The following is a 22817-nucleotide window of genomic DNA, read 5'->3' on the forward strand; positions in this document are numbered from 1 at the left end:
GCCCGCCGCGGCCCGCGGATCACGGCTGCGGAAAGGGGACGCGGACGGTCTCACCGATCCGGTCGTCGGCGGTGAGTTCGTCCGGGTGGATGACCAGGGCGGCGTCGCACACCCGCCAGAACTGCGTGGGGTCGCCGAGGTACGCGGCCGCCACCAGGTCCGGCCGGTCGCCGCGGGCCACGGTGTGCAGCGCGAGCGTCTGCAGGCCGCCGGGCGGCGGCAGGAACCTGCGGCGCAGACAGCGCACCTCGCGGGTGCCGCCGGAGGGGTCGGGAACCAGGGCCGTCGCGATCTCGGTGGTGGCGTAGCGGCTCGTGGGATCGATCACCGTGCCGCTCCGCCGGCGCTGATACCGGCCGCCACGGCTCCCAGCCGCAGGGGCGCCGAGACGCTGCCGAGCACGGCCAGCGCCTCCTTCGCGACCTGATGGACGAGAAACAGGTGATACCCCGGGTCGGTGACCGGCAGATCGCTGTAGGACAGCACCCGCAGCTCCAGATCCACCCGGGCACGCAGCGGGGTCAGATCGGCGTCGTAGGCCTGCTCCGCGATCGAGAAGCCGCTCAGCCGCACCGGCAGCACCCTGCCGGGGCCCCAGACGAACAGCGTCAGCGGCGCCCGCGGCGGCACCAGCTCGATCGTGCCGAGCAGCGCGAGCGCGTCGTTCGCGAGGACGGTCGCGCTCTGCGGGTACAGCATCATCTCCAGAGCCGAGAGCTGCGGATACACCCCGAGCAGCGCGGCCGCCGGATCCTCCGCGGCCGCCCGGTCGTTGGCGTCCAGTTCCACGGCGAGCGAGATCGTCTCGATCGGCGCGCCGTCCAGCCGCAGCGCCTCGTCGCGGGCCCCGCCGTACGCGTCGTCGTCCGTCCCGGCTGCGGCCGATCGCGCTCGCAGCCGACGGGTCATCTCCTCCGGGTTGTACTGGAACACCACCGTGGAGGCCACGGGGCTGCTCTCGTCCACCGCGACCAGCGCGCCCCGCAGGGCCCGGGGAACGTCCGTCACCCCCGTCATGGGCACCCACCGCACCTTCCACCCCGGATCCGCATACGGCGATGGTGAACTGGCCCCGTCACCCCGCCGTCACAGTGCCGTCACGGCCCTCGTCTCCCAGCTTTCCCGGCCGCCGGATGGAACGGTCACGGTCGGTGTGCCGTATCTTCTGCTCGGCCGGAAAGAGAGCCGCAGCCAACACCGTGACCGGTCCTGACCTGCGGCGGATCTCCGCCAGGGCCCTGACCGGCGTTTTCTCCGTTGGTATGCGTTGACTCCCGATGGCTGTGCACGAGTGTCCTGCGGACTGGCCGGGTACGCCGAGGCAGAGCGCGGCCGGCGACAGGTCCGTCGCCTTCGACAGTCCCAGCGTCAGAAGCTCCACGATTTCCTCGCCCGGCTCGTCGTCGGAGGGCTCGGGGTGCTGGACGCAGATCTTGTTCAGCGGCGCCGTCCAGAGCTCCGCCGCGTCCGTGAACGGCGTCGACGGGAGCTGGCCGATGTCACCCGGCCCATCCCGCCGATCCGGGCCGGTCCGCGGCAGGAGCGGCCGCCCCCTGCGCCGCTCCGCCGGGTCCACGCCGGCCGCGGCTATGACCACGACGTCTACCGCGACAAGGTCCGCCGGCTCAAGACCACCCCGGTCATCGCCCGACGCGGCACCGAACACGGCTCCGGCCTCGGAGGCCACCGCTGCGCAGGGTGTCGTTGTTGCTGCCGAAGTCGGTACGTCGGTGGACAGCAGGTGTTCGGCGCCGCCTTCGAGGGCCTCGGCCGTCTCGGTGGAGCGGGGGAGCATGGTCTTCTCGTAGGTGCGGATCGCGTCGGCGACAGTGGCGCGGTCGACGTAGGGGCCGTCGTTTTCGGTGGTCATCCGGCGCATGCGGGGCGACCAGTGGGCGTACTCGTCCAGGATCAGGGCGCGGATGCCGTCGGTGTGCTCGGCTGTCAGGCCGTTCGTGCCGATCCCGCATCCCGGCGCCCTTTCCCCGGCTGGTGCGACCGGTCGCGGCTGCATAGCGTGATCACATGACCACAGAAACGGCCCGGCCCGCTCTCGACGACCGGCGGTGGAAAGCGCTCGCGGTCTGTCTGACCGCGGGATTCATCTCGCTGCTCGACGTCTCGATCGTGAACGTGGCGCTGCCTTCCATGGAGCGCGGGCTCGGTGCCTCCGCAGCCACCCAGTCCTGGGTGGTGTCCGGGTACGCACTCGCCTTCGGGCTCACGCTGGCACCGGCGGGACGACTGGGTGACGTGCGGGGCCGCCGCCAGGCGCTGTTGTTCGGCCTCGCCGTGTTCACGGCCGCATCGGTGGCGTGCGGCCTCGCCACCGGCCCCACCTGGCTGGTGGTATGCCGGCTGATCCAGGGTGCGGCCGCCGGTGTGGTCGCACCGCAGACCTCGGGGCTGATCCAGCAGATGTTCCAGGGTGCCGAGCGGGCCCGGGCGTTCGGCTTCCACGGCAGCTGCGTCGCCGTGTCCACCGCGGTGGGCCCGCTGGCGGGCGGGCTGCTGATCCACGCGTTCGGCGCGGCCGACGGGTGGCGCTGGGTGTTCTTCGTCAATGTGCCGATCGGCGTGGCGGCCCTCGTCGCGGGGAACCGGCTGCTGCCCCGTCTCCCGGTGCAGAATGACGGACGGGAGCAGTTCGACCCGTTCGGCGTACTGCTGCTCGGTGCGGGCGTACTCGCCCTGCTGCTGCCCCTGGTGCAGGAGCAGCAGTGGCAGGGCCGGGCCAAGTGGCTGCTGATTCCGGTGGCCGCACTGCTGCTCGGGGCCTTCTGGGTGTGGGAGAGGACCCAGGGACGCCTCGGGAAGGCACCGCTGGTCGACCTCGGGCTCTTCTCCCTGCGCTCCTTCACGCTCGGCGCTCTCATCAGCCTCATGTTCTTCGCCGGGCTGACCACCATCTTCTTCGTCCTGTCACTGTTCCTGCAGAACACCGCGGGATACAGCGCGCTCGCCGCGGGTGTGACGATCCTGCCGTTCGCGGCCGCCTCGGCGGTCGGCGCGGCCGTAGGGGGCCGGCTGGTGATGCGCTACGGCCGCAGCCTGGTCGTCATCGGCCTGAGCGGGGTGGCTCTCGGGCTGCTCGGTGTCGTCGTCGCCGTTCAGCTGGTGCCCGGGGACGGTGTGGGCTGGGCCATGGCGCTGCCACTGGTCATCGGCGGAATCGGGTCCGGACTCACGGTTTCACCCAACACGACCCTCACGCTCACGCTCGTGCCGGTACGAAGTGCCGGTGCGGCGGGTGGGGTACTGCAGACCGGCCAGCGCATCGGCTCGGCCACCGGCATCGCCGTGGTCGGTTCTGTCTATTTCGCCCATGTCGCCAACCACGGCCGCTCCACGACAGCCCTTCAGCTCGGGCTGCTCACCGCCATGGCGATCATCCTCGTCGCCCTGGTCCTGGCGGTGGCCGACCTACGGGAGCGCCGGGCGCACCCCGGACGCGACGACCTCACGGCGGCGGTACCGCGGGGCCTCGGGGAGAGCGGGGCCGGCGAGATGGTGGGGCGCGGGGCCTGACACCGGGCGGGACCGGAGAAGTGCGCCGCCCAAGGGACAGGCACCCCGACCCCGAAGAAGCGCCCCGGCCGCGGGATGACGGAACGAAGAGGGACGCCGAGCGTCAAACCTTCGACGTGCAAGGCCGCCGACGCGCTTCGAGCAGGACCATCGAAATCTTCACCGCGGTCGAAATGGTCAAGGCCTGCATGAAGGGCATACCCATGAGCCACAGCGCCACCATCATGGCGGTGAGGACCAGGAACACCGGCAGCAGCATGGTTTCCTTGACCGCGGAACGCAGAACACTCCGGAGCGTTCGGGGCTGATTCGCGGTATCGATTGCGCTGACGCGGATCTCTTCCTCGTCTACCTGAGGCATTCTGTGTCCTTCCCGCGAACTCGTTTCCGCTAGCGAGCCTAGGTACGGCCGGATCGGGCTGCCACCGCTGTTACTTCGACACCGCCGGTACGCGGCCGGTGCGGCCGGTGATGTGAACCTGCCCGCCCGACCGGAGGCATGTTCGGTACGCCGCGTCACCGCGAACCCTGACGGTGCACCCGGTCGAGTCGTTCCAGAAGGCGGTGAACGCGTCCCCGCCCGGTGATCGTGCCTCCCGAGAAGAAGTCCGCCCCGAGCACCAAGGGAGCGATCGGCTGCGTGGAGGGCGGAAAGGGCGTCTGCGTCATCTCGCAGGAGCGCCGGCCTGGGCGATCGGAACGCCGCGAAGGGGAGCAATCTCTTCCGCGGCGACTTCCGCCGAGTCTCGATCCCGGCGGGACCGCGCTGAGGTGAACCCGCGCGTCGGCCGTGCGGCTCGGTGAGACGAGCCGCACGGCGAACGTCCGTCCGAGCGCCGAGCGAGCCGGGCAGCGATTCTCCGTGGCACCCACACACGCGGCACGAGGACGACCCACCGTGCGCGCTCAGGCCGACGCGAGGGCGGGCAGGAGACGCAGGGCGTTCCCGCGGTTGATGTGACCGCGCTCCTCGTCGCCGAGGGCGGGATCCCGGTCCAGAGCGGGAGTTGTCACATCGGCGACCACCCGGGCGGGGGTCGGCGGCCAGTCGCTTCCGTAGAGGATGCGGGAGGAGCCCGCGGCGGCCAGCAGAGTGGGGGTGGCCGACGGCGACATGGGCGCGGCCGTGTCGTAGTAGAAGCGGTGCAGGTAGTCGCGGACGCGTCCGGGATCGACGGCGGGGACGAGCTGGCGCCCGAAGACCTCGATCCGACTCGCGATGTAGGGGAGGTACCCGCCGCCGTGCGGCAGGATGAACGTGAGCCGCGGGAAACGGTCCAGAGTGCCGTTCATGATCAGGCTCAGTGCGGCGCGGGTCGTGTCCATGAGGAAGTCGCACACGAACGGCGGCACACCCTCGGGGGCGCCGGAGGTGTTCACCTGCATGGGGTGCGTGCTGATCACAGCGGCGCGTTCGTCGAGTTCCGCCATGATCGGGTCGAGCCCGGGGTCGCCCAGATACGTGCCGCCCGTGCTGGTGCGCGCACTGACGCCCACCGCGCCGAGCCGGTCCATCCCCTGGGTGACGGACCAGCGGGAGAGCTCGGCGTCGTCGAGGAAGACGGGTGTGAAGAAGGCGAAGCGGCCGGAGTGCCGGACGGTCAGGTCGCCCGCGGCCTCAAGGGCGACACGCGTGCTCTCCTTGCGTGTCGCCGCCTCCTGGAAGCGTCCCAGCATGGCGACGGTGAGGATGCTGGTGCGCGTGCCGGTCAGATCCATCAGGTCCAGGGCGGCGGCCTCGTCCCACCGGGTCCACGGCGGCAGCCCGTCACGGTCCGCGATCCCGTTCTTCTCGGCCCACCGCACCCATTCGGGGGCGGTGTAGTGGTGGTGGACGTCTATTCGTTCGTGCCGGGCGTCGTCGGCGCTCAGCGCGGTGCGCAGGCCTATGTCACCCGGAGCCTGCTGGGCGGTGGTCTCGGCGGCTTGAGGCATGGAAGAGCTCCCTGTGCTGGAACGGTTCGGGGGCGTCGGAGAGCGGGATCAGCGGCTGAGGAGGCCTTGCAGAACGTGCGTCAGCTCGTCCTCGGGATTCGTGGGGAGGTCGCCGGAGCGCCAGGCGGCCATTCCGTCGGGGCGCACGAGCACCGCGCCCTGCGGGGTGACACCGTGCGTGGCGGCCCAGTCCTCGGCACCGGCGGCCAGGGCGGGCGAGGTGTCGACGTCGAAGTCCGGGCCGGCGCCGGCGCGGTAGGACACCAGGGGGACGCCGAGCCTGGCCGCCGCGGCCTCGGCGGCCGCCGGCCACGGCCCGTCCGCAAGGCCGCAGAGGAGGACGAAGCACCGCTCGTACAGGTCGATGGTCGACTTGGTGTCCCCGTCGTGCACGACGGACATGTGCGGGGCCCGGGTGCCGGGGTCCGCCTGCAGGCGGAGATTCTGCGGGATGGTCGGCGCGTCGGTGTCGGCGCCGGACACGGCCGAGGAGACATAGCGGTAGCCGAGGGACACGGTCATCAGGTCCGTGCTCTGGCCCCCGCCCTGCGCGGCGGTGTAGCCGGGGTGCTGCTCGCGTGCGGCCTGCTCGATGGCCCGGGCACTCGTGGCCAGGGCGACCGGGCGCCGTTCGTTCTCGTAGGTGTCCAGCAGGCTCTCTCCCGCCCAGCCGCTCAGTACGGCCGTGAGCTTCCAGGCGAGGTTGTGCGCGTCCTGGATGCCCGTGTTGGATCCGAAGGCGCCGGTGGGGGGCATCTCGTGGGCCGAGTCACCGATGAGGAAGACGCGTCCCTGCCGATAGCGGTCGGCGACCCGGTCCGCCGCGTGCCACGGGGCGCGTCCCGTGACCTCGACGTCCAGGTCCCGTACGCCGGCGGCGGCCCTGATGTGGTCGGCGATGCGCGTGTCGGTGAAGGACTCGAGCGTCTGGCCGCGCTCGGGGAACCACGGGACGTGGAAGACCCACTTCTCCTCGTTGTCGACGGGCAACAGGACCCCTTCGCCCTCGGTTCCGTTCAGGTAGCACACGAGGAACCGCTTGTCCCCGACCACCTGACGGAGGAGCTTGCTGCGGAAGGTGACGCTCACGTTGTGGAACAGGTCGCCCCCGCCGCTCTGCCCGATGCCCAGCCGCTCGCGCACGGGGCTGCGCGGCCCGTCGGCCGCCAGCAGGTAGGCGGTGCGCATCGAGTACGTCCGGCCGCTCTCCCGCTCGCGCAGTTCACACGTCACGCCGTCCCGGTCCTCGGTGAAGGAGGTCAGCTCCGTACTGAAGCGCACGTCCCCGCCCAGTGCACGGGCGTGTGCCAGCAGGACCGGCTCCAGGTCGTTCTGGCTGCACGCGCACCGCCGGGTGGAGCACACGTTCGTCTCGGGGGCTGCGCCGGTGAGACGGGCCGAGAGCCATCTGCTCTCACCGCCCGACAGCTTGTCCGTCTGCATGATGCCGTGATTGCCGGACAGGACGGCCGCGGCCTTTCTGATGTCCGGTTCCAGCCCGGCGGTGCGGAACAACTCCATCGTCCGCATGTTGTTCCCCCGGCCCCGGGGATGTTCGGAAGTGGCGGCCCGACGCTCGGCGACCATATGGGTGACGCCCAGTCTTCCCAGAAACACCGATGCGGACAGTCCGACGAGCGAACCGCCCACGATCAGTACCGGCACCATTTCTCTGTCGCGTGTGTCCACAGCCCGTCCTCCTCCAGATACCCAGCGGTAGTTCGGGCAGCGATTCGCAATTACGGCGGCCCTGAATCCGAACCTGTCACAGGCCCCCGGGGTCGGCAATCGAGCCTTCCCCCGGACGGCACACTCTGCTTTTCCACTTCCGTACCGTGCAGACGACTCGGGTCCGCGTCAGGGTGAATCGCGTTTCCCCTTTCCGAGCGGCGTCAATGCATTCCACGCTTGCAGCCGACCTGTGCCACCGTGGGAAGGGAAGAAGGACCGTCGATGACTCAGATGCAGGAGCAGGAGATCGCGGACGAGACAGCCCGGGCGGTGGACGCGGCATCCCGTGGCTGCCCGGAGTACCGGGCCAACCCGCACCCCCTCTACCGGCACCTGCGGGAGAACGCGCCGGTCTCCCGCATCACCCCGCCCCACGGTGTGCACTCGTACCTGATCACCCGGTTCGAGGACGCGAAGGCCGCCCTTGCCGACCCGAGGATCAGCAAGGACATGTACGCCGCCATCGACGCCTACCGGTCCATCTTCGGCGACTCCTCCATCGCCCTGGACGACAACATGCTGTTCGCCGACCCGCCGAAGCACACGCGGCTGCGCCGGATCGTCAGTCGTGCCTTCGTGCCCCGCCGTATCGAGGCGCTGCGCCCACGGATCCAGGAGCTCACCGACACGCTGCTCGACGACTGCTCCACTCTGCAGCCCGTCGATCTGCTGTCGGCCTTCGCCTTCCCGCTGCCCCTGCAGGTGATCTGCGAGCTCATCGGCGTCCCCGAGGAGGAGCGGCAGGAGGTCCAGCAGTGGTGCGGCGTCGTCGCGCGGACCGGTTTCAGCAAGAAGGACAAGGATCGCCTGGCCGAGGCGGAGAACACTCTCCGGGAGTACTTCGAGGTCCTGATCGCCCGTAAGCGCAAGGCCCCCGAGGACGACCTGCTCAGCGTCCTCATCCAGACGAGCGACGAGCAGGAGTCGCTGACGGACGGTGAGTTGCTGTCCACGCTGTGGGTGCTGCTGTTCGCGGGCCACAAGACGACCGCCTACCTCATCGGCAACGCCGTCTACACCCTGCTCACCCATCCCGAGCAGCTCAGGCAGGTGATCGACTCGCCCGACCTCCTCCCGAACGCGATCGAGGAGATCATCCGCTTCGAGGGCTCGGTCGAGAACGCGACCTTCCGGCATGCCCTGGAGGACATCACCATCGCGGGGACGCTCATTCCCAAGGGCTCGCTGGTACAGATCGCGGTCACCTCGGCCAACCGGGACCCCGCGGCGTTCGAGGACCCCGACACCTTCGACATCGCCCGGCCGGGCGTACAGAGCAAGCACCTGTCCTTCGGTACGGGCCCGCACTTCTGCCTCGGCGCACCGCTGGCGAGGATGGAGATGCAGATCGCCCTGGCCTCGCTCTTCCGCCGCTTCCCGAAACTCTCCCTGGCCCTGCCGGCGGACGAGGCCAAGTGGCTCACCGTGCCCTTCCCCGCCTTCCGGGGCCTGACCGAACTGCCCGTCGTCCTGGACCCGTCCAGGATCCTGGACGACTGGGCGTCCGGGATGGTCGACTTCGCGTGACATCACGGGCGTAGCCCGCGACCCCGGCGCAGCACGCTGCCGGTACGGCCGGCGCGACTACCTGCGCGAAGACCAGGTCCTGCCACATCTACCGGCCCTGCGCCTCCGCCTCGCCAGGATCGCCATCAGCTGACCGGACCCTCCGAAAACGCCGATGGAAGGGCGGTCGTGGTCGCGCAAGGACACCTCGTGGTACAAGGTCCGCGGTGTGCTCCCAGCGTCTTCTCGTGAGAACCGCTACCCACAAGAACTACTCGCCAACTGCTCGGAGAAGCCCCTGGCCGCTTGGCCGGCACGGTGATCAAGATGTCGGGCAAGGCCTCACCGACGGTGGACGTTGACGGCATAGCCGCCGCCGTCGTAGGGGACAGCGTCCCAGGTGGCGAAGCGGTTCACGCGGCTGAGGCCGGCCGCGGCGCAACAGTCGTCATACTCCGCCAGGGTGATGCCTGGCGGCACCGGCAGATGGGCTTCGTCCAGGCCGAAGCCGGCGACCATCAGACCACCCGGGCGCAGGACTGCGGCCAGGCGCTCGACCACCGTGGCCTCGGTGCCGGCCGTGAGCAACGGGAAAACGTTGCCCGCAGCGACCACGAGATCGAAGTCCGCTGCGATGCCGAGCAGGTCCGACTCGAACTCAGCCAGATCGACCTGGAACCAGGGCAGTTCCGGCGCCCGCTGCTGCGCCACTGCCAGCATCGACGCATCAAGATCCACCCCGACACAGTCGTACCCGAGCTCTGCAAGCCGGATCATGACCCGTCCGGTACCGCACCCGGCGTCCAGCACCCGCGCTCCGGCAGGCATGAGCGCTGCGCAGAACCGCGCCTCACCGTGCACATCCTGTCCGCCACGGGCCAGAGCCGCGAACCGGGCAGCGTAGTCCTGTCCGGATGTCCCCCCTGTCAACTCCTGCCAACGGCTCATGACGCCAACTCTAGGTCGTCCGTGTGCCACGCGAAGACGGGGCTGGGTCCGCGGCGCTGCGGGCCGTCACAGGACAGGGTGGGAAGGTCGGCAGTCGTCGGCGCGACGACGTCATCGGCGCAACCGAACGGACTCGGCACCCCCCATCAATACGCAACTAATAGTTGCGCGTAAGCGCCTCACGACGTAAGCTGACATGCAACCAAAGGTTGCGAAAGGGTTCGGGCATGGAGTACGGCAGTATCGAGCGCGACATCCACATCGATGCGTCACCCGAGATGGTCTTCGAGGTCATCAGCCGACCGGAGCACATGCGGGAGTGGTGGCCGGACGAGGCCCGGTTCAAGCCCGTCGAAGGGGCACCCGGTGAGCTCTTCTGGCGTGACGAGGCGACCGGGGAGACGATGACCGTCGCGCTCACCGTCGTCGAGGTCGACCCGCCGTCGCGGTTCTCGTTCCGGTGGTGCTATTCGGAAACCGATCGCGGCGGGGACTCGCTGCTGGTCACCTTCGACCTGGAGCCGACAGAGCGAGGGACCCGGGTGCGGATGACGGAGACCGGGTTCCGCGAGATGGGCTGGGAGATCGCCGTCCTCGAGGAGCAGTACCGCGAGCACGCGAGCGGCTGGGACCACTACATCCCCCAGCTGGGCACCTACATCGCGCGGCTGGTGTCGACCCCATGAGCGCGCCGGTCGACGACGAGCTGTGGTCGGCGATCGGCGACCCGACCCGGCGCACCCTGATCGACCTGCTCCTCGCGTACGGGCCCGGCACGGCCACCTCACTCAGCACGGGCCTCCCCCTCACGCGGCAGGCCGTGTCGAAACACCTCGCCGTCCTCGACCGGGCCGGGCTGGTCCACGCCGAGCCGTCCGGTCGCGAGCGGCGCTACCACGTCGACGAGGCGCAGCTCGCCCGCGCGGCCGCGCAACTGGCCTCGGTCGGCGCCACCTGGGACGCCCGACTCCGCCGGATCAAACGCATCGCGGAGGCGATCGAACGCAGCCGCAACAACACCGAAGGAGAATGAACATGGTCGACATCCTGCATCGAATCGGCGCCGTCGCGTCGCTGGAGGACGTCTATCGGGCCATCGCAACCCCCGAGGGCATCGCCGGCTGGTGGACGACCGACACCACCGGCAAGAGCGAGGTCGGCGGCCGGCTGGCGTTCCGATTCGGCGACGTCGGCGGCTTCGACATGGAGATCCTGGAGCTCGACCCCGCCGGCCGGGTGCGATGGCGCGTCACGGACGGACCCGCGGAGTGGATCGGTACTGAGATCGACTGGAGCCTCAGCCGGCGCGACGAGTACACGATCGTCCTGTTCAAACACGAGGGCTGGCGCGAGCCGGTCGAGTTCATGCACCACTGCAGCACGAAGTGGGCGACCTTCCTGATGAGTCTCAAGCAGTTCGCGGAGACCGGACACGGCAGGCCGGCGCCCGACGACGTCCGTATCAGCGACTGGCACTAACGGCGGGAGTGAACCCCGGCCGGGCCTTCGACGCGGTCGCCACCGGCTTGCGTGAACGCGCCGTCTACGGCAACCAGTTCGCGGCCATGGCTCCGCTCTTCGCCCAGCGGCCGGCCGGGCACAGCATCGCCCGCATCACCCGCGCCCTCAACGACACCGGCAACCCCTGCCCGTCCGGCGCCGACACCACCCGAAACCCGCACCGGGAAGGCCGGCGCTGGGTGCTGAACACGGTGCAGTCCATCCCCACCAATCCCCGCTGCACCGGCCGCCAGGTCCGGAACCGCCAGCGCACCGACCACGACCTCGTCGACCCGCGCACACCACCCCCGGCCACCGCAACGTCATGCGCTGGAACACCCCCACCGACTGGATCATCTCCGCCCGACCCGCTCATCCCGCGCTGGTCAGCGAGGCCGACCTCATCACCGTCCAGAACCTCCGCGCCCGGCCGGAGTCCGAACCAGGCCACGCCCATCTCCTGGCCGGCCTGCTGTGCTGCGGTGTGTGCGGCCGCCGCATGGAATCCCACCGGAGTCACCGCCGTCCCGGCCACCGGTGCCGCCACGGCCACACCAGCGCCACCCGCCCGAGCTGGAGGCCGCAAGCGGGTGCCGATGTCCCCCGCCCTGAAACCGGGCGCCGTGGGGCGACTCTGTGTCCGAGGGACGAGTCAACCGCCGGCGATACGGCCGTGCTGGCGCAGGGGCGGCTCAAGCTCCAAGATCCGCCGGGTGCCCCCACTGTCTCCCCACGAGAACCGGCATCCAGCGGGCGCATGTTTCCGGGCCTCCGCCATTCAACGAGATCACCCGGCGTAGCCAAGCCAGCGGACGGGCGAAGGCCGGCTCACGCACGACTGCGTCACTCGGCCTGCGAGGCGCTCCTCAGGGGTCGCAGCGCAGCGGCGCCGGCCCGCACCATCGCGGACACCGGTGCCCCTGCCCACTGCACGAGGTCACGCGGCAAGCCGGTGTCGAGCTCGATGGTCACCCGCACGTATCGGGTGTGCAGCTGAGTGACTTTGACGGAACGTGGTACGACAGCGTCCGGGCCGCGCTGCAATGCGGCCCGGTAGGTGTCCTTCCGCTGATTCATGCCTTGTCCTGTCGCTTGATGAGTTCGTCTGCGAGGTCCATGTACGCCGAGGCTTTGACTTCCACCGGACTTCCGAATGACTGGGCGTACAAGTCGAGCCGCGGAATGTGCGTGGACAACACGTCGAATCCCCGCTCGGTGAGAGCTTCGCGGGCGTCAGCGTCGGGACCGGTACGCGTGGCCTCGGCACGATTCGTTCGGTTCAGCAGAACGGCGGCGTGGGCCGGCTGGACGCGCAAGGACTGCACGTCGCCCATCTCGCCACCGATGGGCGCCATGCGATCCAGCTCGATGGGAGCCGGCGTCACCGGCACGATCCATTCGCTTGCGTACCTCATGATGCTGCGGGCGATGTGCGCGTGGTCCTCCATCTGCGGAGCGTCGAATACGACGGCCTGCCGGTCGCCCAGGAAGTCGTTCACGCGCCGGTGCACATCGCCCACCGGAAGGGCGACCACAGGAAACGGGAAGCCACCTGCCAATTCGCTCCAGCGCAGCGCGGAGGAAGCGGGGTCGCTGTCGACCAGCAGCGGTGGGATACCCGACTCGTGAAGTGCGTGGGCCAACCAGACTGCGCTGGTCGTCTTTCCCACCCCGGGCTTCAGGTTCACAAAGGCGTAGCTCAGCGGCACACGGGTCAACGTATGGTCGCGAGCGGCTGCCCGGCCGCCGACTCGGGGCATACGGTGCCATCGTTCACCCTGCGGCGCCGGTGAATCATTCGTATGGGCCAGTACGGAAGTCGCGAGGCCCGAGGGGGATCGACAGTGAGCCGGCAGCTCTCGCCGGGACGATGGTCGGCTCGTCAGACGGCTTCGTGGAGGATGCCGGGGCCGGAGTCGCGTCGCTGGTCTTCTTGGCGTTGGTGACGGTCGCGATGACCCGTTCGCCGGGCTTTGCGGTGAATTGTTTCCCGCCCGGTACGGCTGGATGCGTGCTACGCCGAAGCGTCGCCCACTGCTAGCGTCAAAGCGAACCGGGGGACGGGGTGGGCGATGTCAGCCGACGTGATCGATCTGGTGGCGATGGGCGAGGACTTCGTCCGCGATCCGTATCCGGTTTACGCGGCGCTGCGTGAGCGCGGCCCCGTGCACAAGGTGCGGATCCCGGAGGGTGCGGAGGCCTGGCTTGTCGTCGGGTACGAGGCCGGCCGGGCCGCGCTCGTGGATCCGCGGTTGTCCAAGCAATGGAAGAACGCCTCGCCTTCCTTTCCGCTCCCCAGTCCATCTGCGGGGCCACACATGCTCAACTCCGACCCACCGGACCATGAGCGGCTGCGCAAGCTGGTCGTCCGCGAGTTCACTCCGCGCCGGATCGAGCAGCTCGCCCCACGCGTGCGGCAGATCACCGACGAGTTGCTCGACGTGATGACGGCGCTTCCGGAAGGGCGGGCCGATCTGGTCGAGGCACTCTCGTTCCCGCTGCCCATCTCGGTGATCTGCGAGCTGCTCGGCGTCCCGATGCTGGACAGGGCCGCGTTCCGCGCCTGGACCGGCACGATACTCACCGACCCGGACCCGGACGCGCGGCTGGCGGCGACGGGTGAGGTGGCCACCTATCTCGCCGAGTTACTGGAGCGCAAGCGCCTGGCGCCGGGGCAGGACCTGATGAGCGCCCTGATCCGGACCACCGACGAGGACGGCGACCGGCTCTCTCCGGACGAACTGCGGGGTACCGCCTGGCTGCTGCTGGTCGCGGGGCATGAGACCACCGTCAATCTGATCTCCAACGGCGTGTTGGCGCTGCTGACCCATCCCGACCAACTCGCCGCACTTCGCGAGGACATGACGCTGATGGACAACGCAGTGGAGGAGATGCTGCGCTACGACGGGCCGGTGGAGACGCCGACGTTCAGGTTCACCACCGAGCCGGTCGAGATCGGCACTACGGACATCCCCGGCGGCGGTGAACTGGTCCTCGTGGCTCTGGCGGACGCAAACCACGACCCGGCCCGCTTCCCCGACCCGGGCCGCTTCGACGTCCGGCGGCCCGCAGGCGGTCACGTCGCCTTCGGCCACGGCATCCACTACTGCCTCGGAGCACCGCTCGCCCGCATGGAGGCTCGGATCGCGATCCGAGCCCTGCTGGAGCGCTGCCCCGACCTCGCCCTCGACGCCCACCCGGCCGCCCTGACGTGGCGCCACGGCATGCTCATCCGCGGCCCACGTCAGCTGCCGGTCCGATGGAAGTCCTGACTTTACGCCTGCCAAGTACCTCATCCGCACCGTGTGCCGCTCGAAAGGTCGTCGCCGCAGGTGAGCGGGGTGCGGTGGGTCCACTGGGACCATGTCCGCGTGATCGTGTCCTTGCTATACAAGGTGGCCCGGAAGTTGCTGTGCGTACCGTCGGTACTGCTCCGCAGAGAGGAGGCGAAGGACGCGGAACTGCTGGTGTTGCGGCACGAGAATACGGTGCTGCGCCGGCAGTTGGCCGGTCCGGTCCGCTACGAGCCCGCCGACCGGTTCTGGTTCGCCGTGCTGTCCACACTGGTACCCCGACGGCGCTGGCGCGAGGTCTTCCCGGTCACCCCCGGCACCTTACTCGCCTGGCACCGCAGGTTCACTGCCGCGAAGTGGGACTACAGCGCGCGCCGGCGCACTGGACGCCCACCCACCCGGGCGGCGGTGAAGACGCTCGTCCTGCGGCTGGCCCAGGAGAATCCGAGGTGGGGACACAGGCGGATCCAGGCGGAGTTGGCCCGAATCGGGCATCAGATCGTCGCCTCCACGGTCTGGGAGATACTGAACGCCGCGGGCGTCGACCCGGCGCCGCGTCGTACCGGCCCGACTTGGCGTGAGTTCCTCACCGTCCAAGCCGAGAGCATCATCGCGGCAGACTTCTTCCACATCGACCCTGCGCTGGGTGGGCGGTTGTACGCGCTGGCGTTCCTCGAGCACGGTACCCGGCGCCTGCACATCTCCGGGGTCACCGCCCATCCGACGCGCTATTGGACGGTGCGGCAGGCGAGGAATCTCGCCGTCGACATGGACATACGCATGGAGCCCCCGCGCTTTTTGCTGCGTGATCGTGATGGCAAGTACGGCGAGGCGTTCGACGGCGTCTTCCAGGCCGAGGACATGGAGATCCTCAAGAGCGCGCCACGAGCTCCTCGGATGAACGCCCACTGCGAACGGATCATCGGCAGCATCCGGCGTGAGGTCCTCGACCACGTCCTCATCGCGAACGAGGCCCACGCTCGCAAGGTCCTTGCCGCCTACGAGCGGCACCACAACGAGCACCGACCCCACCAGGCCCGACACCAGCTACCGCCCGAGGCTCACGAACAGCCCGCCACCGTGCATGACCTCGACATCCGCATGGTGCTACGCACCCGGATCCTCGGTGGCCTGATCAACGAGTACCGATATACGGCGTGACGTGCGGCGACGACTTTTCGAGCGGCACAAGACATCGCACAACGCGTGCAGGCCGTTGACGCAGAGAAGAAGAGCCCGCTCTACGAAGCCCTCGGGATCACGATCAGTTACAAACATGCAGGTAGGGCCGCGACCGTTAGGCCGAGGCCCTCGTCCGCGTATCGCTATAGCGAGTGTCCGAGGGGGGACTTGAACCCCCACGCCCGATAAAGGGCACTAGCACCTCAAGCTAGCGCGTCTGCCATTCCGCCACCCGGACTAGGTGTCTGCCGCCTGGCCGGGGGTGTTCCCCGCGGCGACATGGACAACAATACCAAGCTTTCGGAGTGCCTTTCACCTGCGTTTCCGTCGCTATACCCGCAGGTCGGCGGCGCCTCACCGTGCGTGTCCGACGTGCTACCGCCCGGGCAGCAGCGCACGCAGGGCCCGGACCAGCGTCGCGGCCGTCGGATCGTCCAGCGGGGCCAGAAACCGCCGCTCGGCCGCCAGCCGCGCCTCCTCGGCCCGCCCCATCCGTTCACGCCCGGCATCGGTCAGCTCGACGATGTTGCGGCGCCGGTCCTGCGGGCTGCGCCGGCGCTCGACCAGCCCGCGCTGCTCCAGCCCGTCGAGGAGCGCCACCATCGTCGTCCGGTCCACTCCCAGCCGCCCCGCCGCCTCGATCTGCGACAGCTGCTCGGGCCCGGCGAGCACCACCAGCACCGCCAGTTCGTGCCCGTCCATGCCGAAGGGCGCGAGCGCCTCGGCCGACGTCCGCGCCAGCTCGGCCTGGACGTGCTTGAGCAGGTAGCCCAGCCGGGCTTCAAGGGGATCACTGACCACGTCGTAGACGATATCTAAAACTGATCGTCATGGTGACTGATGATCTCATATGCTGACGGTCATGACGACGACCGTGCGCTTCGGCATCAAGACGACACCCATGCACGTCCCCTACGACGACATCCGCCGCGTCTGGCAGGAGGCCGACGCGTTACCGGAGATCGCGGACGCCTGGCTCTGGGACCATCTGCTGCCCGTGGCCGGGCCGAAGAGCGGCGCCGTCCACGAGGGCTGGACGCTGCTCGCCGCGCTGGCCGCGCAGACCGGGCGGCTGCGGCTCGGTCTGCTGGTGACGAGCAACCGGATCCGGCCGCCCGCCCTGCTCGGGAAGATGGCCTCCACCGTGGACGTGATCTCCGGTGGGCGGCTGGTCCTGGGGCTGGGTGTCGGCGGGACGCACCAGCCGCCGGGGGCGGGCGGGATCGCCGGTGCGAATCCGGCGGTCGCGGAGTACGAGGCGTACGGCCTCACGCTCGTGCCGCCCGCCGAGGGCATCGCCCGGCTCGACGAGACCGTACGGATCCTGAAGCTGATGTGGACCCGGGAGGTCTTCGACTTCGAGGGCGAGCACTACCGGCTCAGGGGAACGCGCAACCAGCCCAAGCCCGTGCAGCACCCGGGGCCCCCGCTGCTGATCGGCGGCTGGGGCACCCGGCTGCTGCGGCTTGCCGCCGAGCACGCGGACGTCTGGAACGTGCCCGGGCCGCCGCACAACACCGTGGAGTTCGTCGCCGAGCGGGCCGGGGTGCTGGACGCGCACTGCGCCGAACTGGGCCGGGATCCGGCGGAGATCGTCCGCTCGGTCCAGGTCCTGGTGTCGTACGACAACCCGGCGGCGACCCGTGCCACGGTCACCGCCCTGGTGCGTGCCGGGATGAACCACATCGTGCTGAGCCTGCCGCGCCCCTATCCGCAGGGGGTGGCCCGCCGGCTCGCCGAGGAGGTCATCGCCCCGGTGCTCGCCGTCACGGCATGAGCTGGTACTCCGGGAAGTTGCCCGGCAGCCGCTCCCCCGCCGGTCCCTGCGTCACCGCCCGCACCAGCAGCTCCCCGCCGACGAAGGCCCCCCGCCAGGACGCCCCGAAGCCGCCGAAGAGCTCGTCGCGGTCGCCGCGGGAGCGCGGCTTGCCGTGGCCGACCTTGAAGGCGCGGATCTGCGGGGCCAGGCGCACGAAGGTGGCCTCGTCGTCGGTGGACAGCGTGGCGACCAGCGCGCCGTTGGAGGCGTTCATGGCGGCCAGCAGTTCGGCCTCGGTGTCGACCAGGACGATCGTGTCGACCGGGCCGAAGGGTTCCGCGTGGTGGAGGGGTGAGGAGGGGGGTGGGTTGAGGAGAGTGACCGGGTGGACGTACGACGACGTGTCCTGGCCGGGCAGGAAGCGGGCGTCGGCCGGGCTGCCGCGGTGCAGCGGGACGGCGCCGCGGTCGACGGCCTCGGCCACCTGGTCGGTCAGGTCCTTGGCCTTGGCCGCGTTGATCACCGGCCCGAAGTCCAGTTCGGGGAGCGGGTCGGCGGGGTCGGAGACTGCGAGCGGGTGGCCGATCCGCAGTCCGCGGACCGCCGGGAGGTAGGCGGCGAGGAACTCGTCGAACAGCTCGCGCTGGACGACGAAGCGCGGGTAGGCGGTGCAGCGCTGTTTGCCGTAGTCGAAGAGCTTGGGGACGACGGCGGTGAACGCGGTCCAGTCGGTGAGGTTCCAGATGCCCCAGGTGTTGAGTCCCTCCTGTTCGAGTACGTGCCGTTTGCCGAGGTCGGTGACGGCCGTGGCCACCGCCGCCCCCGTGTCCCGGCCGCCGACGAAGGAGACGCAGCCGATCTCCGGCGCCCGCACCAGCGCCTGCGACAGCTCGCCCCCGCTGCCGCTGAGCAGCGTCACCGGCAGGCCCTCCCGGGCGGCCAGCGCGCAGGCCAGGGTGAGGCAGGCGACCCCGCCGTCGGTCGGGGTCTTCGCCACCACCGCGTTGCCCGCCAGAGCCTGGACCAGTACCGCGTGAACGAGCACGCTCATCGGGTAGTTCCAGCTGGCGATGTTGGACACCGGCCCGTCCAGCGGGGCTCGCCCGGTGAGCATCGGCTCGATGCCGTCGACGTACCAGCGCACCCCGTCGATCGCCCGGTCGACGTCCGCCTGGGCGAGCCGCCAGGGCTTGCCGATCTCGCGGACGAGGAGGAGGGCGAGGAGTTCGCGGTGTTCGGTCAGGGCGTCCAGGGTGGCGGCCACCCTGGCCCGGCGCTCCGCCAGGGGGACGTGCCGCCAGGCGCGGTGCTGGTCGAGGCAGGCGCGGACGGCCCGGCGGGCGGTGTCCCGGTCCAGGCGTGGGGCGCCGGCGATCGGGCTGCCGTCGACGGGGCTGGTCGCGGGCAGCGGGCGGCCGTCGGGCCGCCAGGCGGCGGCCCAGAGGTTGAGGACGCGGTCGTCGCGGAAGGCCTCGGGGGCGAGGGCGAGACAGCGCGCCCAGGCGTCGTCCCAGCCGGTGCCGGGCTTGCAGGCAAGAACCATGATCAACCCCCGGCTTCCAGGAGTTCGAGCACCAGCCGGGCGGTCTCGGTCGGCGTGCTCCCCACCCGTACCCCGGCCGCCTCCAGCGCCTCCTGCTTGGCCCGCGCGGTGCCGGCCGAACCGGAGACGATGGCGCCCGCGTGGCCCATGGTGCGGCCCTCGGGTGCGGTGAACCCGGCGATGTAGCCGACGACCGGCTTGGTGACGTGCTCCCGGATGTAGGCGGCGGCCCGTTCCTCCGCGTCGCCGCCGATCTCCCCGATGAGGACGACGAGTTCGGTGTCCGGGTCGTCCTGGAAGGCGCCCAGGCAGTCGATGTGGCTCGTCCCGACGACCGGGTCGCCGCCGATGCCCACGCAGGTGGAGAAGCCGATGTCCCGCAACTCGTACATGAGTTGGTAGGTCAGTGTGCCCGACTTGGAGACGAGACCGATCCGGCCGGGCTTGGTGATGTCGGCAGGGATGATGCCCGCGTTGGACTGGCCGGGGGTGATCAGGCCGGGGCAGTTGGGGCCGATGATCCGGGTGCCCCTGGCCCGGGCATACGCGGCGAAGGCCACCGAGTCGTGGACCGGTATGCCCTCGGTGATCACCACCGCAAGGCCGATGCCGGCGTCGGCCGCCTCCAGCACCGCCGCCTTGGCGAAGGCGGGCGGCACGAAGACGACGCTGACGTCGGCGCCGGTCGCCGCCATGCCCTCGGCGACGGTGCCGAAGACCGGGACGGCACTGGGGTCACCTCCCAGGCCCTTAAGGCACTGGGGGACGTCGAAGTCGACGGTCTGGCCGGCCTTGCGGGGGTTGACCCCGCCGACGACATCGGTTCCGGCGGCGAGCATCCGCCGCGTGTGCTTCATGCCCTCGCCGCCGGTCATGCCCTGGACGAGGACCTTGCTCTCCTTGGTGAGGTAGATCGCCATGACAGAACTCCTCAGGCGGTGTGGGCGAGTTCGGCGGCGCGGCGGGCGGCGCCGTCCATGGTGGCGGCCTGTTCGACCAGGGGGTGCGCGCGGCCGTCGAGGATCGCCCGGCCGCGGGCCGCGTTGTTGCCGTCGAGGCGGACCACCAGCGGCCTGGTCAGCCGGACGGTCTCCAGGGCGCGGACGATGCCGTCGGCGACCGTGTCGCACGCCGTGATCCCGCCGAAGACGTTGACGAAGACCGACTTCACCGACGGGTCGGACAGGATCACCGAGAGTCCGTCGGCCATGATCTGGGCGGACGCGCCGCCGCCGATGTCCAGGAAGTTGGCGGGCCGTGCGCCGCAGCCGGCCACCACGTCCAGGGTGGACATCACCAGGCCCGCGCCGTTGCCGATGATGCCGACCTCGCCGTCGAGCCTGACGTAGTTGAGCCCCTTCGCGGCGGCCGCCGCCTCCAGCGGGTCGGAGTGCCCTGCCTCGTCGGCGCCCCAACGGGCTTGCCGGAAGCGGGCGTTGTCGTCAAGCGTGACCTTGCCATCGAGGGCCAGGATCCGGCCCTCTTCGGTGCGCACGAGCGGGTTCACCTCGACGAGCAGCGCGTCCTCGCGGACGAGGACCTGCCAGAGCCGTACGAGGACGTCGACGGTCTGCGGCGGCAGTCCGGCGGCCGCGGCGATCTCCTGGGCCTTGGCGGAGGTGACGCCCACCGCGGGGTCGATGCGGACCCGTGCCACCGCCTCCGGCCGGGTCGCGGCCACCTCCTCGATCTCCATGCCGCCCTCGGCGGAGGCGATGGCCAGGAAGCCGCCGGCCGCCCGGTCGAGGACGTAGGAGACGTAGAACTCGCTCTCGATGTCGACGGGTTGGGCCAGCATCACCTTGCCGACTGCGTGCCCCTTGATGTCCATGCCGAGAATCTGACGCGCCGTGAGTTCTGCCGCGGCCGGGTCGGCGGCGAGCTTCACGCCGCCCGCCTTGCCCCGGCCGCCGGTCTTGACCTGCGCCTTCACGACGACCCTGCCGCCGAGCCGGCGGGCGATCTCCCGGGCCTCCTTGGGCGAGTCGGTGACCTCGGCCCTCGGTACCACGATGCCGTGTTCCTCGAAGAGTTCCCTTGCCTGGTGTTCGTACAGGTCCATTTCGGCTCCTGTCTTGAAAGTGCCGCACGCCCCCTGGACACCACCCACCGGATGCGGGATAACAAGGTTCATACAGTATTCGTCGACTGTATGCAATATACGCAGACGGCATCCAACCCCCTACGAAGGGACAGGACTTCGCCATGCCCGACGACACCCAGGACGTGATTTCCGGTGGTCATCTCGTTGCCAAGGCGCTGAAGGCCGAGGGGGTCGACCGCATCTACACCCTGTGCGGCGGCCACATCATCGACATCTACGACGGCTGCGTCGACGAGGGCATAGAAGTCGTCGACGTCCGCCACGAGCAGGTGGCCGCCCACGCCGCCGACGGTTACGCGCGCATCACCGGCAGGCCCGGCTGCGCCGTCGTCACGGCCGGTCCGGGTACGACCGACGCCGTCACCGGGGTCGCCAACGCCTTCCGCGCGGAGTCCCCGATGCTGCTGATCGGCGGCCAGGGGGCACTCTCCCAGCACAAGATGGGGTCCCTGCAGGACCTGCCCCACGTCGACATGATGACGCCGATCACCAAGTTCGCGGCGACCGTCCCGGACACCGCCCGCGCCGCCGACATGGTCTCCATGGCGTTCCGCGAGTGCTATCACGGCGCGCCCGGCCCCTCCTTCCTGGAGATACCCCGCGACGTCCTCGACGCCAAGGTCCCGGCCGCGAAGGCCCGCATCCCCAAGGCGGGCGCCTACCGCGCCTCGACCCGCTCGGCCGGCGACCCCGAGGCGATCGAGAAGCTCGCCGACCTCCTCGTGCACGCCGAGAAACCGGCCATCCTGCTCGGCAGCCAGGTCTGGACGACCCGCGGCACCGCAGACGCCATAGAGCTGGTACGGACCCTCAACATCCCGGCGTACATGAACGGCGCAGGGCGCGGCACCCTGCCGCCCGGCGACCCGCACCACTTCCAGCTCTCCCGCCGGTACGCCTTCTCCAACGCCGACGTCATCGTGATCGTCGGCACCCCCTTCGACTTCCGCATGGGCTACGGCAAGCGCCTCTCCCCCGCCGCCACCGTCGTGCAGATCGACCTCGACTACCGCACGGTCGGCAAGAACCGCGACATCGACCTCGGGATCGTCGGGGACGCGGGGCTGGTCCTGAAGTCGGTGACCGAGGCCGCCTCCGGCCGCGTCAACGGTGGTGCTTCCAGGCGCAAGGAGTGGCTCGACGAGCTGCGCGCCGCCGAACAGACGGCGATCGAGAAGCGGTTGCCGCAGCTGCGGTCGGACGCCTCCCCCATCCACCCGTACCGCCTGGTCAGCGAGATCAACGACTTCCTCACCGAGGACTCGATCTACATCGGCGACGGCGGCGACATCGTCACCTTCTCCGGCCAGGTCGTGCAGCCCAAGTCCCCTGGCCACTGGATGGACCCCGGCCCGCTCGGCACCCTCGGCGTCGGCGTCCCCTTCGTGCTCGCCGCCAAGCAGGCCCGCCCCGACAAGGAGGTGGTCGCCCTCTTCGGCGACGGCGCCTTCTCGCTCACCGGCTGGGACTTCGAGACCCTCGTCCGCTACGACCTCCCCTTCGTCGGGATCGTCGGCAACAACTCCTCGATGAACCAGATCCGTTACGGCCAGGCCGCCAAGTACGGCAAGGAGCGCGAGCGGGTCGGCAACACCCTCGGGGACGTCCACTACGACAAGTTCGCCCAGATGCTGGGCGGTTACGGCGAGGAGGTCCGCGACCCCGCCGACATCGGCCCCGCCCTGCGCCGGGCCCGCGAGTCCGGCAAGCCGTCGCTGATCAACGTCTGGGTCGACCCGGACGCGTACGCCCCCGGAACCATGAACCAGACCATGTACAAGTGAGGTG

At 70.1% G+C, this 22817-nt stretch carries 21 protein-coding genes, 1 tRNA gene and 2 pseudogenes; 10 read left to right on the plus strand and 14 right to left on the minus strand.

What is annotated here, in order from left to right; genetic code table 11:
* Positions 1-19 precede the first annotated feature (19 nt).
* The 3 genes and pseudogenes from SSP29_RS30280 to SSP29_RS60110 all read right to left on the minus strand — a co-directional run.
* Positions 20-328 carry a hypothetical protein gene (locus SSP29_RS30280; protein WP_089104019.1) on the minus strand — a complete coding sequence of 103 codons (309 nt, stop codon included), beginning with the start codon at positions 326-328 and terminating at the stop codon, positions 20-22.
* On the minus strand, positions 325-1017 hold the full coding sequence (locus tag SSP29_RS30285; protein WP_089104020.1) for a hypothetical protein: 693 nt from the start codon (positions 1015-1017) through the stop codon (positions 325-327). The genes SSP29_RS30280 and SSP29_RS30285 overlap by 4 nt, the downstream gene beginning before the upstream one ends.
* Before the next feature lie 58 nt (positions 1018-1075).
* Positions 1076-1510, minus strand: a pseudogene (locus tag SSP29_RS60110) (hypothetical protein); the annotation flags it as partial.
* Between the two features lie 16 nt (positions 1511-1526).
* Here SSP29_RS60110 and SSP29_RS60115 point away from each other — a divergent pair.
* Positions 1527-1690, plus strand: a pseudogene (locus SSP29_RS60115) (IS5/IS1182 family transposase); the annotation flags it as partial.
* Between the two features lie 335 nt (positions 1691-2025).
* Positions 2026-3528 carry an MFS transporter gene (locus SSP29_RS30300; RefSeq protein ID WP_089104021.1) on the plus strand — a complete coding sequence of 501 codons (1503 nt, stop codon included), beginning with the start codon at positions 2026-2028 and terminating at the stop codon, positions 3526-3528.
* A gap of 103 nt (positions 3529-3631) precedes the next feature.
* Here SSP29_RS30300 and SSP29_RS30305 read toward each other — a convergent pair whose 3' ends face one another.
* The 3 genes from SSP29_RS30305 to SSP29_RS30315 all read right to left on the minus strand — a co-directional run bounded on the left by SSP29_RS30305 (position 3632) and on the right by SSP29_RS30315 (position 7131).
* The gene (locus SSP29_RS30305; protein WP_089104022.1) at positions 3632-3889 is read right to left on the minus strand and encodes a hypothetical protein; all 258 of its coding nucleotides are present in this window, start codon (positions 3887-3889) and stop codon (positions 3632-3634) included.
* A gap of 545 nt (positions 3890-4434) precedes the next feature.
* Positions 4435-5463, minus strand: a complete 1029-nt coding sequence (locus SSP29_RS30310; protein WP_089104023.1) for an amidohydrolase family protein — start codon at positions 5461-5463, stop codon at positions 4435-4437.
* A gap of 48 nt (positions 5464-5511) precedes the next feature.
* A complete protein-coding gene (locus SSP29_RS30315) occupies positions 5512-7131 on the minus strand; it encodes an FAD-dependent oxidoreductase (protein WP_167450037.1) in 1620 nt (539 codons plus the stop codon).
* Positions 7132-7416: 285 nt separating this feature from the next.
* On the opposite strand from SSP29_RS30315, the gene SSP29_RS30320 reads away from it, so the two are divergent.
* On the plus strand, positions 7417-8721 hold the full coding sequence (locus SSP29_RS30320) for a cytochrome P450 family protein (protein WP_089104025.1): 1305 nt from the start codon (positions 7417-7419) through the stop codon (positions 8719-8721).
* Positions 8722-9042: 321 nt separating this feature from the next.
* On the opposite strand, the gene SSP29_RS30325 is transcribed toward SSP29_RS30320, so the two are convergent.
* On the minus strand, positions 9043-9648 hold the full coding sequence (locus SSP29_RS30325) for a class I SAM-dependent methyltransferase (RefSeq protein ID WP_089104026.1): 606 nt from the start codon (positions 9646-9648) through the stop codon (positions 9043-9045).
* 227 nt (positions 9649-9875) lie between these two features.
* Between SSP29_RS30325 and SSP29_RS30330 the strand changes: the two genes are divergently transcribed.
* From SSP29_RS30330 to SSP29_RS30340, 3 genes are read left to right on the plus strand one after another with little or no spacing between them, the layout of a single operon-like run.
* Positions 9876-10334, plus strand: coding sequence for an SRPBCC domain-containing protein (locus SSP29_RS30330; RefSeq protein WP_089104027.1), 459 nt, complete (start codon positions 9876-9878; stop codon positions 10332-10334).
* Positions 10331-10681: an ArsR/SmtB family transcription factor gene (locus tag SSP29_RS30335; RefSeq protein ID WP_089104028.1), complete on the plus strand. Its 351-nt coding sequence runs from the start codon at positions 10331-10333 to the stop codon at positions 10679-10681. Before SSP29_RS30330 ends, SSP29_RS30335 begins: the two co-directional genes overlap by 4 nt.
* 2 nt (positions 10682-10683) lie before the next feature.
* Positions 10684-11127: an SRPBCC family protein gene (locus SSP29_RS30340; RefSeq protein WP_089104029.1), complete on the plus strand. Its 444-nt coding sequence runs from the start codon at positions 10684-10686 to the stop codon at positions 11125-11127.
* Between the two features lie 864 nt (positions 11128-11991).
* Here SSP29_RS30340 and SSP29_RS30350 read toward each other — a convergent pair.
* Positions 11992-12225 (minus strand): hypothetical protein, encoded by a 234-nt coding sequence (locus tag SSP29_RS30350; protein WP_089104031.1) that lies wholly within the window; start codon positions 12223-12225, stop codon positions 11992-11994.
* A complete protein-coding gene (locus SSP29_RS30355) occupies positions 12222-12857 on the minus strand; it encodes a nucleotide-binding protein (protein WP_245883288.1) in 636 nt (211 codons plus the stop codon). The genes SSP29_RS30350 and SSP29_RS30355 overlap by 4 nt, the downstream gene beginning before the upstream one ends.
* 363 nt (positions 12858-13220) lie before the next feature.
* Between SSP29_RS30355 and SSP29_RS30360 the strand changes: the two genes are divergently transcribed.
* A complete protein-coding gene (locus tag SSP29_RS30360; RefSeq protein WP_089104032.1) occupies positions 13221-14420 on the plus strand; it encodes a cytochrome P450 family protein in 1200 nt (399 codons plus the stop codon).
* Between the two features lie 99 nt (positions 14421-14519).
* Positions 14520-15602: an integrase core domain-containing protein gene (locus SSP29_RS30365; protein WP_089104138.1), complete on the plus strand. Its 1083-nt coding sequence runs from the start codon at positions 14520-14522 to the stop codon at positions 15600-15602.
* Positions 15603-15776: 174 nt separating this feature from the next.
* Here SSP29_RS30365 and SSP29_RS30370 read toward each other — a convergent pair.
* Positions 15777-15861: transfer RNA gene (locus SSP29_RS30370), tRNA-Leu, on the minus strand.
* 137 nt (positions 15862-15998) lie between these two features.
* Positions 15999-16424, minus strand: coding sequence for a MarR family winged helix-turn-helix transcriptional regulator (locus SSP29_RS30375; protein WP_150135190.1), 426 nt, complete (start codon positions 16422-16424; stop codon positions 15999-16001).
* A gap of 61 nt (positions 16425-16485) precedes the next feature.
* Here SSP29_RS30375 and SSP29_RS30380 point away from each other — a divergent pair, with 61 nt between their 5' ends.
* Positions 16486-17400, plus strand: a complete 915-nt coding sequence (locus SSP29_RS30380; RefSeq protein WP_089104140.1) for an LLM class flavin-dependent oxidoreductase — start codon at positions 16486-16488, stop codon at positions 17398-17400.
* On the opposite strand, the gene SSP29_RS30385 is transcribed toward SSP29_RS30380, so the two are convergent.
* From SSP29_RS30385 to sucC, 3 genes are read right to left on the minus strand one after another with little or no spacing between them, the layout of a single operon-like run.
* The gene (locus SSP29_RS30385; RefSeq protein WP_089104033.1) at positions 17390-18925 is read right to left on the minus strand and encodes an aldehyde dehydrogenase family protein; all 1536 of its coding nucleotides are present in this window, start codon (positions 18923-18925) and stop codon (positions 17390-17392) included. The two genes, SSP29_RS30380 and SSP29_RS30385, sit on opposite strands and share 11 nt — an antisense overlap.
* A 2-nt stretch (positions 18926-18927) precedes the next feature.
* On the minus strand, positions 18928-19845 hold the full coding sequence (gene sucD / locus SSP29_RS30390; protein WP_089104034.1) for a succinate--CoA ligase subunit alpha: 918 nt from the start codon (positions 19843-19845) through the stop codon (positions 18928-18930).
* Positions 19846-19856: 11 nt separating this feature from the next.
* On the minus strand, positions 19857-20987 hold the full coding sequence (sucC, locus tag SSP29_RS30395; RefSeq protein WP_089104035.1) for an ADP-forming succinate--CoA ligase subunit beta: 1131 nt from the start codon (positions 20985-20987) through the stop codon (positions 19857-19859).
* A gap of 143 nt (positions 20988-21130) precedes the next feature.
* Between sucC and SSP29_RS30400 the strand changes: the two genes are divergently transcribed.
* The gene (locus tag SSP29_RS30400) at positions 21131-22813 is read left to right on the plus strand and encodes a thiamine pyrophosphate-binding protein (protein ID WP_089104036.1); all 1683 of its coding nucleotides are present in this window, start codon (positions 21131-21133) and stop codon (positions 22811-22813) included.
* Positions 22814-22817 lie beyond the last annotated feature (4 nt).

The sequence above is a fragment of the Streptomyces hyaluromycini genome (assembly GCF_002217755.1).
Classification (GTDB): Bacteria; Actinomycetota; Actinomycetes; order Streptomycetales; family Streptomycetaceae; genus Streptomyces; species Streptomyces hyaluromycini.

Coding starts and splice junctions, on each gene's coding strand:
- SSP29_RS30285 (WP_089104020.1), bottom strand. CDS start 1,017: ATGACGGGGGTGACGGACGTTCCCCGGGCCCTGCGGGGCGCGCTGGTC.
- SSP29_RS30300 (WP_089104021.1), top strand. CDS start 2,026: ATGACCACAGAAACGGCCCGGCCCGCTCTCGACGACCGGCGGTGGAAA.
- SSP29_RS30305 (WP_089104022.1), bottom strand. CDS start 3,889: ATGCCTCAGGTAGACGAGGAAGAGATCCGCGTCAGCGCAATCGATACC.
- SSP29_RS30310 (WP_089104023.1), bottom strand. CDS start 5,463: ATGCCTCAAGCCGCCGAGACCACCGCCCAGCAGGCTCCGGGTGACATA.
- SSP29_RS30315 (WP_167450037.1), bottom strand. CDS start 7,131: ATGGTGCCGGTACTGATCGTGGGCGGTTCGCTCGTCGGACTGTCCGCA.
- SSP29_RS30320 (WP_089104025.1), top strand. CDS start 7,417: ATGACTCAGATGCAGGAGCAGGAGATCGCGGACGAGACAGCCCGGGCG.
- SSP29_RS30325 (WP_089104026.1), bottom strand. CDS start 9,648: ATGAGCCGTTGGCAGGAGTTGACAGGGGGGACATCCGGACAGGACTAC.
- SSP29_RS30330 (WP_089104027.1), top strand. CDS start 9,876: ATGGAGTACGGCAGTATCGAGCGCGACATCCACATCGATGCGTCACCC.
- SSP29_RS30335 (WP_089104028.1), top strand. CDS start 10,331: ATGAGCGCGCCGGTCGACGACGAGCTGTGGTCGGCGATCGGCGACCCG.
- SSP29_RS30340 (WP_089104029.1), top strand. CDS start 10,684: ATGGTCGACATCCTGCATCGAATCGGCGCCGTCGCGTCGCTGGAGGAC.
- SSP29_RS30350 (WP_089104031.1), bottom strand. CDS start 12,225: ATGAATCAGCGGAAGGACACCTACCGGGCCGCATTGCAGCGCGGCCCG.
- SSP29_RS30360 (WP_089104032.1), top strand. CDS start 13,221: ATGTCAGCCGACGTGATCGATCTGGTGGCGATGGGCGAGGACTTCGTC.
- SSP29_RS30380 (WP_089104140.1), top strand. CDS start 16,486: ATGACGACGACCGTGCGCTTCGGCATCAAGACGACACCCATGCACGTC.
- SSP29_RS30385 (WP_089104033.1), bottom strand. CDS start 18,925: ATGGTTCTTGCCTGCAAGCCCGGCACCGGCTGGGACGACGCCTGGGCG.
- sucD (WP_089104034.1), bottom strand. CDS start 19,845: ATGGCGATCTACCTCACCAAGGAGAGCAAGGTCCTCGTCCAGGGCATG.
- sucC (WP_089104035.1), bottom strand. CDS start 20,987: ATGGACCTGTACGAACACCAGGCAAGGGAACTCTTCGAGGAACACGGC.
- SSP29_RS30400 (WP_089104036.1), top strand. CDS start 21,131: ATGCCCGACGACACCCAGGACGTGATTTCCGGTGGTCATCTCGTTGCC.